Raw genomic sequence first — 15,903 nt, forward strand, 5'->3', positions numbered from 1 at the left:
TTTTTATTGTAAACGTTCCCACTCAATCACAGCCTGCCCCTTGTCACCGATCAAGGTCCATTCACCATCCATGATGTTGAGTTGCAACTGCATGGTACGTTCACATAACTGTTGCACTGCTTCAGTAGTGGCCGGAGAGATTTTCCAGACTTCCACATTGGATAAGGTTTTCAGCTTGCTACTGCGTTTGTACCATTCATCGACTGACGTACCATAAGCCACTACTGCGACCTTTTTACAACGTGCACTGGCCTTTTTCACCTTGTCTTCATCCGGACAACCGACTTCAATCCACTGAATCAGTTGGCCGGTCAGATCTTTTTCCCACAGCGCGGGCTCATCAGTTTCAAACAGGTCTTTGGTAAATTCCAGCGCTTCGCCAGCATAACGGGCAAATGCCAGAATACGCACCATCAAACGTTCAATGGTTTCAGAGGGGTGCAGAGCCATAGTCAGCTGATGATCCTCATAACGATGGATATCCATATCGGCAATGTTCAGATCAGCCTTATAAATTGTTGCTTTAAGCGCCATAAATCAATCCTCAAATTTGGCGCCTAGCATATAAGATTTGAATGATTTTTGCTGAACTGATTAAGCCCAATATCCATCATTTATGGCGAAGTTTTAGCTGCAGCATCGATTCGGCAATTCATTAAGACTATTTCAAATGCCAGCCAGTCCCGCTGTTCAGCTGGATAAATTATCTCGATGCGGTTATCAATACCTTCGTCTGCGGTCTGGTAGTTAAACTGCTCCGGATTGAAGTTAAAACTTTTCCAACCCTGATTGGTGTTAAAAATCCCTTTAATCCTCAGCCAGTTGTGCTGCTCACATAGCAGATCGAGCAGCTTATAAAAATCAAACTGCCAGCGTTTTGGCAATTTCCAGCCTGCAACCGCATAGCCTTGCGCCGATTCCACATAATGATAAGGCAGCTGCTGGATTTTCGCGGGTTGCTCACCTACACGTTGCTGACGTTGTTGTAACAATAAAGGCTGAATCTGCCGTGCTGAACCCACATAGTCCTGTTGCAGCTGCTCAATATCGACCTGCCCCTGTGAACTCATAAGCCAAGTCTGCTGATAGACCTGATATTCCTGTTGCAATTCTTTCAGGCTTTGCTGATCGGCATCCGTCATCAGGTCGGTATGTGATACCACCACAATATGGGCTGCTTTTAACTGATCGGCATATAGATTCTGTGTAGTCCATTCTCTGTCATGCAGACGTGAACCATCAATCACAGTGACTAATGCCTGCATTTTTAAATGTGGCTGCCAATGTGGTTCTGTGAGTTGTTCCAATAACTGGGCTGGATGACCTAATCCTGTCGGCTCGATAAACAGCCGATCCGGTTTGGCTTCGGACAATAGTCTGGACAAGGCAATCTGCATCGGTAACTGACTGCTACAGCACAGACAACCACCCAGCAACTCCTTCACGGCATAGCCCTGATCCTGTGGTAACAGTTCCTGATCCACGCCAATCTGACCAAACTCATTCATTAATACTGCCCAGGTTTCACCTTCCGGCTTTTGGCTAAGCAAATGTTTAAGCAAAGTGGTTTTTCCCGCACCTAAAAAGCCAGAAATAATATGCACAGGTAAGGCAGAAGCCGAAGGAATCAGTTTCAAGAAGAACTCACAGGAGACAAAAAATTCAGGAATGCACCTATTATAACCCAGAGCATTTTTATTACCGAAGTGAATAGAAAAAGCCACTTTTAAATTAATTGGGTTTTAGTTTTTATGGTGGATTTCTTAAATGAATGATAGTTAAACGCTTACAACTGCTTATTTTTTATTCATTTTTGAAATATTTACGCCAATCTCAACTTTTTAAGTCATTGAAATAAAAAGGACATAACCTCATTTTAAATCCGTCTATGAAAATAAAATTACAGTTATGTCCACTGAAGAATTTATCATCATTGTCTATTTAATCATAGAGGAAATTTACCCAACTATAGTCTCTGAACCATTAAGAAAACGTGGTTTTCCACCTGCTTTAACCGATATTGAAATTATCACAATGCAAATTGTTGGTGAGTGTCTCAAAATGGATACGGATAAAAGCATATGGATGTTTTTTAAAAACAATTACTTAAGTTGGTTCCCTCATTTAGGTTCATATCCTAACTTTTGTAAGCATTGTGCAAACTTATGGCAAGTTCATCAAAAAATCACAGCCCAATTAACTGCACATTATGGTCAGGATCATATTCATTTTATTGATGGATTTCCTATACCTGTTTGTCGTTATAGTCGAGCAAAAAGACACAAGAATTTCAAAGAACATGCAGGTTTTAGTTATTGTGCTGCACAACAAGAGAAATACTATGGTTTTAAAGGGCATCTTGTAATTAATTTGGAGGGTATGATTACTGGCTATACTTTCGCTCCAGCAAATGTAGATGAGCGTGATGTTGCACCAGAAATCACAGAAAATATTCATGGGTTACTAGGTGCAGATAAAGGTTACTTAAGACCCAGCTTGAAAGAATACTATAAATTTCAGTACGTTGATCTACAAACTCCTTTAAGAAAGAATATGCCGGACTCTAGATCTCAAGAATCAATGAGGTTGCTTATGAGAGCACGAAGGAAAATTGAAACGGTCATTGGTCAATTAACTGATCGCTTTAATATTCAAAAAGTAAGGGCAAGAGATTTATGGCACTTATCGCATCGTTTTATCAGAAAGATTTTGTCACATACGGTCTGCGTCGTTATGAATAAAAAATGTGGTTATTCACCGATTCAATTTGAAAAGCTTATTTAAAGTTGAGATTGGCGTAATATTTTTAAATATTTATTTAATCTTTTATTCAGTAACTTAACCAAATGAAAACATAACTTTGGCTTTTGTATACATGTGTATGCGTTCCGCTATAGCTTTTGTGAAATCAATTGCAGCCCAGATTTTCACCACCTAGCATAGGCTCCTGTTCTGTTGATGTGATGGTCAACAGAATCTACTAGTACTTAAAGAAAATATATAAGGATGCCAAATATGAATTTCTCACAAATTTTACTTGCTTCTACCTTTGCCGCAGCTACAGCAACCAGCTTCGCTGCTACTAAAACAGACAAAACCACAACTACTGAGGAAGAAAAAGTCATTGTCAGCACTCAGGAGCAGCCTGATACGACTGAGATCAAAGCACCTGTTGCTTCAGGTACTGCCGAGCAGCCGACTTCTGAAACTGCTGCAGAACCAACTACTTCTAGCACTACTAAGTCTGCACAGTAATTCTACAACCTGATGATTTATCAACCGGTACCCTTTTAACCGGGTACACGCATTTTCAGATGTCAAACGCCAGAGAGAGATCTCGCGAGACATTTGGGAATGATCAAAATGGCTGTATGCACATCTGCATGCAGCCATTTTTCTATTCAAATTTCCGTTTCATCATAATCAAATATGATCATTGAATCATTGCAAACTATCAGAAAAATTTAATTAAATATTTATTTATCAAAATCTTATAAATTTAACTATTTTTCTTATCATGTATTTTAGCTATATAGTCCCGACTATGGCCTAGCTTGTTTAGACTTAGGATTTAGCCCTAAATAGCATCCAATTCGTGGATGGATTCAAGGGAACCTTGCGATGAGCAATGCAAATTACACAACAGAAGTCGCCATTTTAGGTGCTGGTCCGGTTGGCCTAACCATTGCCAACTACTTGAGCAAACAGGGCGTTCAGGTCACTGTAGTGGAACAGCTAGACAGTCTGATTGATTATCCTCGTGCCATTGGTATTGATGATGAATCGCTGCGTACCATTCAATCCTTAGGTCTGGTGGATCAGGTTTTACCGCACACGACACCTAACCATGCTATGCGCTTCCTCACACCAAAAGGTCGCTGTTTCGCTGATATTCAACCGATGACCCGTGAATTCGGTTTCTCTCGCCGTAATGCATTCATTCAGCCACAGGTCGACAATGTTCTGCTGCAGGGCTTAAAACAATATAAGAAAACTCAGGTACTGTTCTCACGCCATCTAACACACTTCAGCCAAGATGCTGACGGTGTGACGTTAAACGTTCAGACCAAAGACAGTGATTCAGAGATCATCCGTGCACAGTACCTGATTGCCTGTGACGGAGGTAATTCTTATGTACGCCGTACGCTAAATATTCCATTTGAAGGAAAAACTGCACCGAACCAGTGGATCGTGATTGATATCGATAATGATCCGTTGGCGACCCCACATATTTACCTGTGCTGTGACCCGGTACGTCCTTATGTATCGGCTGCGCTGCCACACGGTATCCGCCGTTTCGAGTTTATGGTGATGCCAGGCGAAACACAGGAAGAACTAAGCAAACCAGAAAATATTGCCAAACTGCTATCGAAAGTCCTGCCAAATACCGATGGCATCGAAGTGATCCGTCAGCGTGTTTATACGCATAACGCGCGTATTGCGGATAAATTCCGTATCGACCGTATCCTGCTGGCAGGTGACGCCGCGCACATCATGCCAGTATGGCAAGGTCAGGGCTACAACAGCGGTATGCGCGATGCCTTTAACCTAGCCTGGAAAATGGCACTCGTAGTACAAGGTAAAGCCGGTCCAGAACTGCTGGATTCTTATCAGGTTGAACGTAAAGACCATGCCAAAGCGATGATCGACTTGTCTGTAATGGCGGGCCACGTCCTGGCTCCACCGAAAAAATGGCATGGTATCGTGCGTGACGGTATCTCATCTGTGCTGAACTACATCAAGCCAATCAAGCAGTATCTGCTGGAAATGCGCTTTAAGCCAATGCCGAAGTACAACGATGGCGCCCTACTGCCAAGTGCTGAAAAGACTTCTCCAGTTGGCAAGATGTTTATCCAGCCACAAGTAAAACTGGAATCTGGCGAAACTGTACTGCTTGATGAAGTGATTGGTAATGATTTCGCAATCATCGCTTGGGGCGTCGATCCGAAATGGGGTCTTAGCGAACAGTCGATCCAGCAATGGAAGAAACTGGGCGTAAAATTCATCCAGGTGATTCCTGCGGTGCAACTGGATAATCCACAACGTAAGAAATATGACGATGTGATTACCATCGGTGATATCGGCACTGAAATCCGCACTTGGTTCGGTCAAACAAAAGAATCTATTACAATTCTGCGTCCAGACCGTTTTGTGGCTTCGCTGGCGATTCCACAATCAATCGATAGCACTAGCCAGGCACTATTTCGTAAACTACACGCGAAGTAATTCAATGTTATTAAAAAACCACGCTAGAGCGTGGTTTTTTAATTGTTGAAAATTAAGTCCGATAAGGCTGAAACCATGCAATATCTTTCAGTGAATCTCGCTTGGCCAAAGTCTGTAAAAAAGGCGTGAATTCCGCATAATCCGGCAGGATTTTCGCGTTGATAGCAAAGATCAGGCAATAGGCCACATACAGGTCAGCTGCGGTACATTGTTCACCAAGCAAATAAGGACTAGCTTGCAGTATCCCCTGTTTCAGAAAACGATGTACAGATGCTTCATTGCCAAAGCTCAGGCTACGGCGTTGCTGTTCAATACGCTCCGCTGGAATTTGCAGATTGCTGATATCAATATATTCGGTCAAAGGCCCATGACAGAACAAAATCCATTTCAGATAAGCACCACGTTTCGGATCATCCAGATCAGGTGCTAGACCTTTGTCCCGGAATTTATCCGCCAGATAAATATAGATCGCTGCCATTTCTGAAATCACAATGCCCCGATCGACCAGACAGGGCACCTTGCCCATCGGATTGATCTGTTCATAATTTGGCTGATGCATGTCTGGATAAGCCATTTCAACCTGCTGAATTTGGTCTTCAATACCGAGTTCTTGAATCAGCGGAAATAAAGTCAGGCCACGGGATTGTGGATTGTTATATAAGGTCATCATAAGAGTGAACCTTTTGTAATTGCCACTCTCTGACTATAGCGCGATTTGTGAATTGGTCGCGTTAAGATGTGCTACTAATCATTTCACTATTTTTATTTTATGATTGGACTTCCCTGCCCAGTGCCCGGATTAAAATAAATCCGGACAGAATTTTTCTTTAAGGACTTTCAGAATCAGGTTAATCACCTGATGTTTCTGATCTTTACGGTAGCTGGCATACAGGCCAATCATCGGTAATGGTTCAATGGTTTTCTTGACCACAATATTTTCACCGAGCAATGGAATCACATAAGACGGCACCAGACTCCAGCCTACGCCCATGCCGACCAGATTGACATTCAACAGGATATTGGTGGAATGCTGTACCACATTCACGCGAATCCCAGATTTTTTCAGAAAATCATGAATGACCGAATACAGTTGTGGTGATGCCTGTTCATCACTGATCACAAAGTCACGACCTTCGAAGCTCTTGATACTGAGTGCCGGCCCATTCACCACCTTGGAATCACGCGGCACAATCAGGGTCAACGGCTCATCAAAAATCTTGATCGACTCAAATTCTTCCGAAGGATCCGGATAACGTGTAAAGGCAATGTCCAGCATACCTTGACGCAGCCAGGAAAACTGTTCCGCATCGGTCAGGCTATGAAACAGCGCTTTCAGGTCCGGAAAATGCGCCCGGATATTCGGCATGATATACGGGAAAATTTTCATTTCAGCTACCGGGACAAAACCAATATCCAGCTGTTTTTTCTCCACCTCAGCAACCTGACGTGCGAGATGTATGCCACGCTCGGCATGTTCCAGACTGAGCAGCGCTTCTTTTAAAAAGACTTTACCTGCTTCGGTCAGTTCGACCCTACGGTTGGAGCGTTCCAGCAGTTTCACCCCGACTTCACGTTCCAGATCCTTGATCTGCTGACTGAGTGAAGGTTGAACAGTATTCAGCTTTTCTGCAGCACGGGTAAAGTTCAGCTCGCTTGCGACCGTACAGAAATATCGTAAATGTCTCAGTTCCATAATTTTTAATCCTATACAGAAGCTTTTTTTGCTCTTTTCTTCGCCACAGTCTGTCGATAAATCAATAAGGTTAGCATCACAATGATGGCACAAATGATGTAGGTGGTTTCATAGCCCCAATATGCAATCAGGATGCCCATCACCACGGAACCCACTGCTAAGCCTAGGTCAAATAAAGTAAAGAATGTGGAAATCGCATGGCCCATACGCTGTTTTTCCACTGACTGAATTGCCAGTGTCTGCAGACATGGGAATAATGATCCGTAACCAATCCCAATAAAGATGGCTGACAGCCACAGCATCCACTGATCATCCACAAACGTGATCATCACCAGACCAATAGCAAAGAACAGGAAAGATGGATAGATCACCGCATCCGGGCCTTTGCGGTCATAGAATTTACCCACCCATGGGCGCACCACCAGCATGGATACCGCAAACACGATAAAGAACAGGCTGACGTAAGCCAATAAATCTTTGGCCTCGGCATATACGGTAATAAAGCTGGTAATGCTGGAATAAGCAAATGCGGTGAGCAAGGCAATAAAGCTCACTGCCAGCACCTTGGTTTCGACAATATCTTGCAAAGTTAAAGAAGATTTTGTCTCTACTTGATGTGGTTTTGGCAAATCACGAATATTCAGAATCAGACTAAAAATCAAACCTAAACTGATCAGCACGGCCAGAATGCCAAACAAAATCTGGAAGCTGGTGAACTGAATAGTGGTTAAGGCAATCAGCGGCCCAAACACCACCCCCAGATTGGTCGACATGACAAAATAGCCCATGCCCTCGCCCTTGCGTTCATTTGGAATAAAGTCATTGGCCACCGGCACTGTGACGGTAGTCAGGATACTAAACCAGATGCCATGCAGAAAACGTACGATCAACAGTGAGCTCATGCTATCAATCAGCAGATAACTAAACGCGAATAAGGCAAACAGCAAGCCTGCACCACGCATCGCCACTTTTTGCCCGATTTTTTCAATAATCAGACCGGTAAACGGACGGATTGCAATGGAAGAGACCAGAAATAGCGTCAGTGCCAGACCGGCTTGCTTCACTGTTCCACCCAGTTCATTGGTGATATAGATCGGCAAAATCGCGATCTGGGCAAAATAATAGGTAAATAAAAACAGGTTATTCAGTACGCACAGGATAAATGAGCGATTCCATAAATTTTGTGTCATGGCAGACATACAAACCTACTATTTGCAGAACAAATTCAATGTGATGCCTGCATACGTACAGGCTGAAGGACAAGTGAAACCAAGGCACGGATATAGGCATCATCCGGCATACGGTTAAAGAAAATAATCTTGTAATGGATCGGGCCGTAGAGCGTGTCCAGCATCAGGTCAAAAGGATAATCGCTACGGATTTCTCCCCGTTCAATCGACTGCTGCAGCAAGGCATGCATCTGTTCACGGCGTGGCAACAGAAAATCATGAAAGAAGTTTCCAGCCAGTTCACGATGATTGGCCATCACCACCAGTAATGCCCGTCCTACCGGATGGTTCAATGCCTGTGCCAGACGGGTCAGCTGCTGAATCAGGTTATCTTCCAGGGTTTTGGCTAAATCCAGATCAAAAATCGAAGCGGTATGCGCCCGGAAAGTATCCAGCACCAGCTCAGACTTGTGCTTCCACCAACGGTAAATGGTGGACTTGCCTACCCCGGCCCTTGCCGCAATATCTTCAATGGTCAGCTGGTAATACTCATATTCACTGAGCGCTTCTATTACAGCCTGAAAAATGCAGTCCTGGCGCCGTGAGGTTTTTTCATCCTGCGTCATGGTTTAAATTCGAAACGATACGTATCGTTTCATTTTAGGTGATTTATACCGTAATCACCAGTCCAAAAATGGATATTAAATAAAAAAGGCCTCCATTATGGGAGGCCTTTTAAATCTAAGAAATCTTAGTTATGTGCTGTTTTCTTGTAGATGCTGCAAGAAGGATGATGATTTTCCTGCAAACGGGCAATTTTACGCTGTTCTGCAGCTTCAAAACGGCAACGTTTCCAGTCATTGTCCAGATTCAGTGGTGGAATTTCTTTCGGCTTGCCATTTTCATCGACAGCAACCATGGTGAAGTAACAGCTGTTGGTATGACGCACGGTACGCTTCTGAATATTCTGTGCCTCAACGCGAATGCCAATTTCCATCGAAGTACGACCCACGTGGTTCACACTTGCCAGGAAAGTAACCAGCTCACCTACATGAATCGGTTCTTTAAAAGTGACTTTATCTACGGATAGTGTGACGACATAACTACCTGAGTAACGGCTCGCACAGGCATACGCTACCTGATCCAGCAGTTTCAGAATGGTACCACCATGCACATTTCCTGAAAAATTTGCCATGTCTGGTGTCATAAGAACGGTCATCGTTAACTCTGACTGGTCATCTGAAATTGCTGCAAGTTGGTCTAATGGGGCCATCGCTTTCTCTGAACTTTTTTGAATGACAATGATATAGCGCATTATTATAGCGATTTTACCGGCAAGAAAATGTTCAATTCGGCAAAAATTACATCATAATTACTTATATCTAAAATAATTTCATACAGAAAATAATATAGTACGAATCCTGAGAAGCTCTGCTGGAACAGGATTAAATGAAATACAGATTTATAGAATATTGTTTTCTTAATTAAATTGCACAGCTGATTAAATAATCAATCAGACCCTATCTTTAAAATAAAACCGGGTCTGATTTTAAATAAGTACTTACTCAGTAATGAGTTTTAGCATTTCTCTTGCCACATTCTGATAAGTCAGTACCTGTTCGCCACCCAACTGGGTTTCAACGGTATAGGTATTGTCCTGATGAATTTCAGTCACCTTAAACTCGTATTGATCAAATTGTGCCAGCTGGACACGTTGTCCGACTTCTAGTGTATTCATCTACCCACCCTATGCTTCATGTTCATTAGCCGACTTGGCGACATTTTACATGAGTTATTTAGATTTAAAACATTTGATCAACCTAAGTATGTAAATATCTTTTTAAAATTTTTAAAATATAAATAACGAAATTTAAAACTCAATAAATATTATTAATTTTCAATATATTAAATAAATACCAACTCTTATAAAAACTTTTTATTTATAGCCAATAACGCTTAACTTATAGCTCCAAAAGATAGCCAATACTTATCTTTATTTAGTATTAGTTTTAAGTCATGAATATAAAAAACCTCATCAACAGGAACGCTGCAGATGAGGTTTTCTGATACAAATTTGGCTGCGCTGTTATTTTTCCTGAGCCAAGAGCTGATGAATCTGATTGCCATAACCATAGTTATGCTGCTGGTATACGTGGGCAATGTTATGCAATTTGGCCCGGGCCGCCTGAATCCCAGCTTCCATCGTCATAGCTCGACCACGCACATCAAAAATATGACCTTTTTCACGCAGATCCGGCTGAATCACCACATCCGCATGCTTAAGTTCTTCATTGGCCAGACGTTTCTGCATGATATTAATATTCTGGTTGAACAGGCCCCAGACATTGGTGGTTTCGGTATGAATCGGCTGCGCCAGAATATCGACAGCGATGACGATATCCGCCCCAAGCTCACGTGCTACATCCACCGGCACTGGACTGACCAGACCACCATCGACATATTCCTTACCTTCAATTTGCGCGGGAATAAACATACTTGGTATAGCAACTGAAGCACGTACAGCCTGACCAGTATTGCCATAGTTAAACACGACTTTTTTGCCTTCTTTTAAGTCGGTCGCCACCACAAACATCGGTATTTTCATGTCCTGTAAGGGCACATTATCCACCTGCAGATTGACATAGTTTTCGACTTTTTTCCCGTCAAAGAAGCCTTTACGATCCAGTCTGAAATCACGTACATCATTGGCTTTCATGGTCAGGGCAATATTACGCAGTTCAATCGCAGGTTTGCCACTGGCATAAATCGAACCGACGATACTCCCTGCGCTAGTCCCGACAATCAGATCCGGTTTGATACCAGCTTCTTCGAGTACTTCAATCGCCCCGATATGCGCATAACCACGTGCGCCACCACTGCCCAGTACCAATGCCACCACCGGACGATTTTCAGCTTCCTTGATCTTCTGGAAATCAATATTATTTGGGCGTGCCTGTGCCGGCATGTGCAATGCCTGTTGAGGAGAACTGACAGAACGGACTGCCATAGTGCGTTGATCCGGCACGGTCTGACAGCCAGCCAGGCCCAGTAATCCCAGCATAATCAAACTTAAGCTGACCTTCTGCATATAGCACATATCCTCATATCAATTGCAGCATAGTGTATAAACACCATCTTAAATTAACTGTTGAATTTCGTAAAATTACTCTACAGTCTGAGTGACGTTTTGATCCGAATTATACCCCACATGCAGCCACCCTCACTTTTGCAGATTTTTCTGACTTTTCTCCAGCTCGGATGTACCTCCTTTGGTGGGCCGGCGGCGCATTTGGTATTTTTTCATCGCAAAATGGTTCAACAACTGCACTGGATCAATGATATCCAGTACCAACAACTGATCGCGCTCGCGCAATTACTTCCCGGTCCCAGCAGCAGTCAGGTTGGTATAGGCTTAGGCTATATGCAGCGTGGCTATCTGGGTGCTCTCATGGCCTGGCTGGGTTTTACCCTCCCTTCCGCGATTTTAATGGCTTTAGTTGCGGTATTAGGTCAACGCTATTTTTATGTATTGAATTCGCATAGCTTTCATGTCATTCAGCTGATTGTCTTTGCAGTGGTGAGTTGGGCCTTCTGGCAGATGCTGCGTAGCTTCTGTAAATCTGGGTGGCAGTTTGCATTGATGGTAGCTTCTGCCCTGTTTCTAACTTTAGTACCCCTAAGTTTTAACCAGATTCTGGCCATTGTATTGGCAGGCTTGCTCAGTATTGCCATCTCCAAATATAGCAATAAAGTTACTGTCACTTCAGGACAAAGTGTCACCACAGATTTGCCACATCCCAAAGTTCAAAAAAAGCAAGCAATCTGTTGGGGAATCGCCTTTGTATTGCCTTTTATTGTAGTCCCGGCACTCGTACATGCATTGGGCTGGAGCAAACTGCATTTCTTTACCGATTTTTATCAAACTGGTTCACTAGTCTTTGGTGGTGGTCATGTGATTTTGCCTTTACTCCGTCAGGATTTTGTCAGTAGCGGCATGGTCAGTGCACAGGCCTTTGACTTGGGCTATGCTTTTGCCCAGCTGATGCCGGGGCCACTATTTAATTTTGCCACTTATATCGGCACTTTACTGGACTGGACCGATCAGCTCTGGCTAAATGCCTTGCTGGCGACCGTTGCCATTTTCCTGCCATCTTTCTTTTTAATGTTTGCTACCCTGCCTTACTGGTCCTGGTTAATGCAGCAGGCTCTAATCCGTCAAGCGGTGATGGGTATTAATGCCGCTGTGGTTGGGCTGTTGCTCTATCTGGTGTTTGAACTGGGGCATAGCTATCTAACCCGATGGGAAGATATTACTTTTGTCATTCTCATGATTGTTCTACTACGCTCCAAAATTCCGCTATGGTTTAGCCTGATTGCAGGGTTTGCGCTATACACTAGTTATCTTAGCTTTTTCTGATTTAGCTACTAATAATTGAAAATAAAAAGCCCCGAACGAATCGAGGCTTTTGATTTAAGGTCTTACCAGATATCAGATTTAACCTTGTCCTTAAACTTCGGATGATGATCCAGCTTAAACACAGGTTCCTTGATGCCCTGTTTCAGCTGACCGGTATAATCTTTCAGTAACATCAGTACAAAAGGCATCAGTAACAGAATAGCGATCAGGTTGATACTGGCCATAATGCCCATGAACAGATCGGCCATGTTCCAGATCAGCGGCACACTAGCAATCGAACCGAAGTACACCATAAACAGCACCAGCAGACGGAAGATCAACATCATTTTCGGCTGGTTGTTAATGAACTGCACATTACCTTCCGCATAAGCGTAGTTCCCGATAATCGAAGAATAGGCAAACAGGAATAGAATCAAGGCCAGGAAGTCATCGCCCCAAGAACCAATCTGACTTTCTAGCGCCATCTGGGTCAGAGTAACCCCTTCAAAGCCAGCATTTTCATACAGACCAGAGACCAGAATCACAATCGCGGTACATGAACACACCACAAAGGTATCCACAAAGACACCTAACATTTGTACCAGCCCTTGGTTTACTGGATGCTTCACATCTGAGGCTGCTGCAGCATTCGGCGCCGAGCCCATCCCCGCTTCATTCGAGAATAAGCCACGCTTGATGCCCATCATCATGGCCATGGAAATCATGGCACCAAAGAAACCACCCGCGGCTGCTTCAAAAGCAAAAGCCTTGGTGAAGATCAACTGGAAAATAGTCGGCAATACATCGTAGTTAATGATGGCAATATATAAAGCGACGATTAAGTAAAGTAACGCCATGATCGGCACTACACGTTCTGCCACTTTGGCAATCCGCTTGATCCCACCAAAGATAATACTGGCTGTAATCAACACGAGTACTAAGCCTAACCAGGAAATCTCCAAACCAAAGCCACCTAAAGGCAGGGTCAGATTGGCTTGATCCCAGCCCCAGGCATGTGAAGTGGCACCAATAATCGCATTGGCCTGTACAGCATTAAACACAAAGCCATAAGTCAGAATCAGGGCGACGGCGAAGACAATGCCTAGCCATTTCTGTTTCAGACCTTGGGTAATGTAATACGCTGGACCACCACGGAACTGCTTGTTCTGGGTATCACGTACCTTAAACAGCTGCGCCAGCGAGGATTCCACAAAAGCCGAACTCATGCCGAGGAATGCAGTAAACCACATCCAGAACACCGCACCCGGGCCACCGATCGCAATCGCAATTGCCACACCAGCAACATTACCGACACCGACACGGCTGGCCAGTCCAGTCACAAAGGCCTGGAACGGGGTAATACCATGTCCATGCTTGTCATCACCGCCGGTACGGCTAACTTTCATCACTTTCACGCTTTGCGAGAACAGGCGAACCTGCACCGCACCGGTCACCAGGGTATACAGCACCCCCACCGAGACCAGAAAGACCACCAGGAAATCCCAAAGCGGACCATTTAAGGCATTGACCCAGCCTAGCAGGGTTTCATTGAGCTGTTCGTTCATGATTTATCCTCTCTATCCGCCCTAGTTTTATTCTTAATGTTTCGTATAAGTTCCTTATACGACGAATTTCAGGATGACCTGAATCACCGTTGCATTGATCAGATCGACGAAGAATGCACCACACAGCGGCACAATCAGGAAGGCCTTATGCGATGCGCCATACATATTGGTAATCGCCTGCATGTTGGCAACAGCCGTTGGTGTTGCTCCCATACCAAAACCACAATGACCGGCTGCCAGTACAGCAGCATCATAGTTTCGGCCCATAACACGAAACGTCACGAAGGCAGCATATAAAGCCATGGTAATGGTCTGTGCACCGAGGATCACCATCAATGGGCCTGCAAGGTCAACCAGTTGCCATAATTTCAGGGATAACAATGCCATCGCCAGATAAAGTGACAGCGATGCGTTACCAAACACGTCAATGGCACGGTCAAAAATCTGTACCCGGAATACGCCTTCAATGATGTTCCGCAGAATCACACCGCCGGCTAAAGCCCAGACAAAGGTTGGCAGTTCAAACGCAGTACCCTTGCTATAACCAGTCATAAACTCGGCAAAGGCCAGACAGGCTGCAAATAAACCCAGTGTGGTAATCGCATTATCAGCCGTAATCAGACGGACACGGTGTGGATATTCAAACGGGATATATTCGGTAGAACTGATATCCAGTGGTGTATTGTCACGCTTTTCCACCTGTGCATCAGTACGTGGTGTTGCCAGTGCATAACGGTTAATCAGCAGTTTCGCCAATGGACCACCAATCAAACCACCAATAATCAGACCAAAGGTCGCACTCGCCATACCGATGACCAATGCTCCCTCAATCCCATGTTCATTTTCCAGAATGGTACCCCAGGCACCCGCAGTCCCATGACCACCCGTCAGGGTAACTGAACCGGCAATCAAACCAATCAGTGGATCAATTCCGAGTACTGTGGCCAGGGAAATACCGACAATGTCCTGCACTATGATGAACAGGGAAATTGCCACCAGAAAGATCACTAGCCCGATCCCGCCTTCACGTAACTTGGCAAAGTTGGCACTCAAACCAATTGAGGCAAAGAACACCAGCATGAAACTGGTTTGTAGTTCCGCGCTGGTGGTAATGCTATAACCCCACAGATTATGTACAAACAGGGAAATAATCGCAGCAACCAGACCACCCGCCACCGGCTCAGGAATGTTATAGCGTTTTAAAAAATCGATTTTATTCACCAGGTATCGCCCGAGCAGCAATACGATTACTGCGGCAATCAAGGTATAAAATGCGTCAAAAGTAAAATCCATAATGATTTGCCTAAGATGATTCTGAATTTTTGTTGTTCTAAAAGTAATTTTATGGCTGGGTTGAGCCGTTCCGCTTTCCTCACTCTCTACTCAGAAAGTCTGAAAGACAACAGCTTTTAGAAGAACAAAACAATTCAGCACCTGATTCAAATTCGTCAATGCAATACCTGCATTCGACCCGATCGTTATCCTTTTAAAGTTGTTTTGAAAATGGGGATCCATTTTGTCGAGCACATCCTTCATCGTTAAAAGAAGTTCCGCTCGCTGCATGGATCCATTACAAAACTGGATATTTCCAAGTTTTCTTCGCTGAACAGGTTTAAAATGACAGCTCGATCTATATCGAATCTGTCCACTATTCATACAGCAAATGAACATTTAGATGAAAAGTCGGACATTATGCTGTGTCTTGATTGTCCGTATCATTGTTTTTTATTAACAATTGTTTAACCTTTCATGAAAAATATTTATCATTTGCTTTTTTTTTAATCCGCAAGCCTCTTTTAAATTTTTTAACAATTCCTTATAGATACCGTATAAATCATCGAGAATCATTGAAGC

The 15,903-nt window shown here is 43.8% G+C and carries 15 protein-coding genes; 4 read left to right on the forward strand and 11 right to left on the reverse strand.

Features of this window, described 5'->3' with window-relative positions; all coding sequences use genetic code 11:
• Positions 1 to 3: 3 nt before the first annotated feature.
• On the reverse strand, positions 4 to 534 hold the full coding sequence (locus ABEF84_RS11565) for a YaeQ family protein (protein ID WP_034583254.1): 531 nt from the start codon (positions 532 to 534) through the stop codon (positions 4 to 6).
• Positions 535 to 614: 80 nt separating this feature from the next.
• A complete protein-coding gene (locus ABEF84_RS11570; protein ID WP_347454770.1) occupies positions 615 to 1,637 on the reverse strand; it encodes a GTP-binding protein in 1,023 nt (340 codons plus the stop codon).
• Between the two features lie 271 nt (positions 1,638 to 1,908).
• Here ABEF84_RS11570 and ABEF84_RS11575 point away from each other — a divergent pair, with 271 nt between their 5' ends.
• The 3 genes from ABEF84_RS11575 (at position 1,909) to ABEF84_RS11585 (ending at position 5,226) form a co-directional block, all read left to right on the forward strand.
• Complete coding sequence (locus tag ABEF84_RS11575) at positions 1,909 to 2,784, forward strand: IS982-like element ISAba825 family transposase (RefSeq protein WP_000102417.1); 876 nt, start codon at positions 1,909 to 1,911, stop codon at positions 2,782 to 2,784.
• A 231-nt stretch (positions 2,785 to 3,015) separates the two neighbouring features.
• Entirely contained in the window at positions 3,016 to 3,255 is a 240-nt protein-coding gene (locus ABEF84_RS11580) for a hypothetical protein (protein WP_034583259.1), read from the forward strand.
• Positions 3,256 to 3,621: 366 nt separating this feature from the next.
• On the forward strand, positions 3,622 to 5,226 hold the full coding sequence (locus ABEF84_RS11585; protein ID WP_034583262.1) for a bifunctional 3-(3-hydroxy-phenyl)propionate/3-hydroxycinnamic acid hydroxylase: 1,605 nt from the start codon (positions 3,622 to 3,624) through the stop codon (positions 5,224 to 5,226).
• A 52-nt stretch (positions 5,227 to 5,278) separates the two neighbouring features.
• Here ABEF84_RS11585 and ABEF84_RS11590 read toward each other — a convergent pair whose 3' ends face one another.
• The 7 genes from ABEF84_RS11590 to ABEF84_RS11620 form a co-directional block, all read right to left on the reverse strand.
• Entirely contained in the window at positions 5,279 to 5,893 is a 615-nt protein-coding gene (locus tag ABEF84_RS11590; RefSeq protein ID WP_034583366.1) for a glutathione S-transferase family protein, read from the reverse strand.
• Positions 5,894 to 6,025: 132 nt separating this feature from the next.
• Entirely contained in the window at positions 6,026 to 6,919 is an 894-nt protein-coding gene (locus ABEF84_RS11595; RefSeq protein WP_034583265.1) for a LysR substrate-binding domain-containing protein, read from the reverse strand.
• 11 nt (positions 6,920 to 6,930) lie between these two features.
• A complete protein-coding gene (locus tag ABEF84_RS11600) occupies positions 6,931 to 8,118 on the reverse strand; it encodes an MFS transporter (RefSeq protein ID WP_347454769.1) in 1,188 nt (395 codons plus the stop codon).
• A 26-nt stretch (positions 8,119 to 8,144) separates the two neighbouring features.
• Positions 8,145 to 8,714: a TetR/AcrR family transcriptional regulator gene (locus ABEF84_RS11605; protein WP_034583270.1), complete on the reverse strand. Its 570-nt coding sequence runs from the start codon at positions 8,712 to 8,714 to the stop codon at positions 8,145 to 8,147.
• A gap of 125 nt (positions 8,715 to 8,839) precedes the next feature.
• The gene (locus ABEF84_RS11610; protein ID WP_347453008.1) at positions 8,840 to 9,361 is read right to left on the reverse strand and encodes an acyl-CoA thioesterase; all 522 of its coding nucleotides are present in this window, start codon (positions 9,359 to 9,361) and stop codon (positions 8,840 to 8,842) included.
• A gap of 288 nt (positions 9,362 to 9,649) precedes the next feature.
• Positions 9,650 to 9,826 (reverse strand): hypothetical protein, encoded by a 177-nt coding sequence (locus ABEF84_RS11615; RefSeq protein ID WP_171077654.1) that lies wholly within the window; start codon positions 9,824 to 9,826, stop codon positions 9,650 to 9,652.
• A gap of 348 nt (positions 9,827 to 10,174) precedes the next feature.
• Positions 10,175 to 11,176 (reverse strand): patatin-like phospholipase family protein, encoded by a 1,002-nt coding sequence (locus ABEF84_RS11620; protein WP_347453009.1) that lies wholly within the window; start codon positions 11,174 to 11,176, stop codon positions 10,175 to 10,177.
• A 120-nt stretch (positions 11,177 to 11,296) separates the two neighbouring features.
• On the opposite strand from ABEF84_RS11620, the gene chrA reads away from it, so the two are divergent.
• Positions 11,297 to 12,505, forward strand: a complete 1,209-nt coding sequence (gene chrA / locus ABEF84_RS11625) for a chromate efflux transporter (protein WP_347454173.1) — start codon at positions 11,297 to 11,299, stop codon at positions 12,503 to 12,505.
• A 62-nt stretch (positions 12,506 to 12,567) separates the two neighbouring features.
• Here the strand turns inward: chrA and ABEF84_RS11630 are convergent, their stop codons facing one another.
• Both ABEF84_RS11630 and gltS read right to left on the reverse strand, forming a co-directional pair.
• The gene (locus tag ABEF84_RS11630) at positions 12,568 to 14,049 is read right to left on the reverse strand and encodes a sodium:alanine symporter family protein (protein WP_034583277.1); all 1,482 of its coding nucleotides are present in this window, start codon (positions 14,047 to 14,049) and stop codon (positions 12,568 to 12,570) included.
• A 54-nt stretch (positions 14,050 to 14,103) separates the two neighbouring features.
• A complete protein-coding gene (gene gltS / locus ABEF84_RS11635) occupies positions 14,104 to 15,342 on the reverse strand; it encodes a sodium/glutamate symporter (protein WP_034583280.1) in 1,239 nt (412 codons plus the stop codon).
• Between the last annotated feature and the right edge of the window lie 561 nt (positions 15,343 to 15,903).

It is taken from the genome of Acinetobacter sp. ANC 7912 (assembly GCF_039862785.1).
Taxonomy (GTDB): Bacteria; Pseudomonadota; Gammaproteobacteria; order Pseudomonadales; family Moraxellaceae; genus Acinetobacter; species Acinetobacter thermotolerans.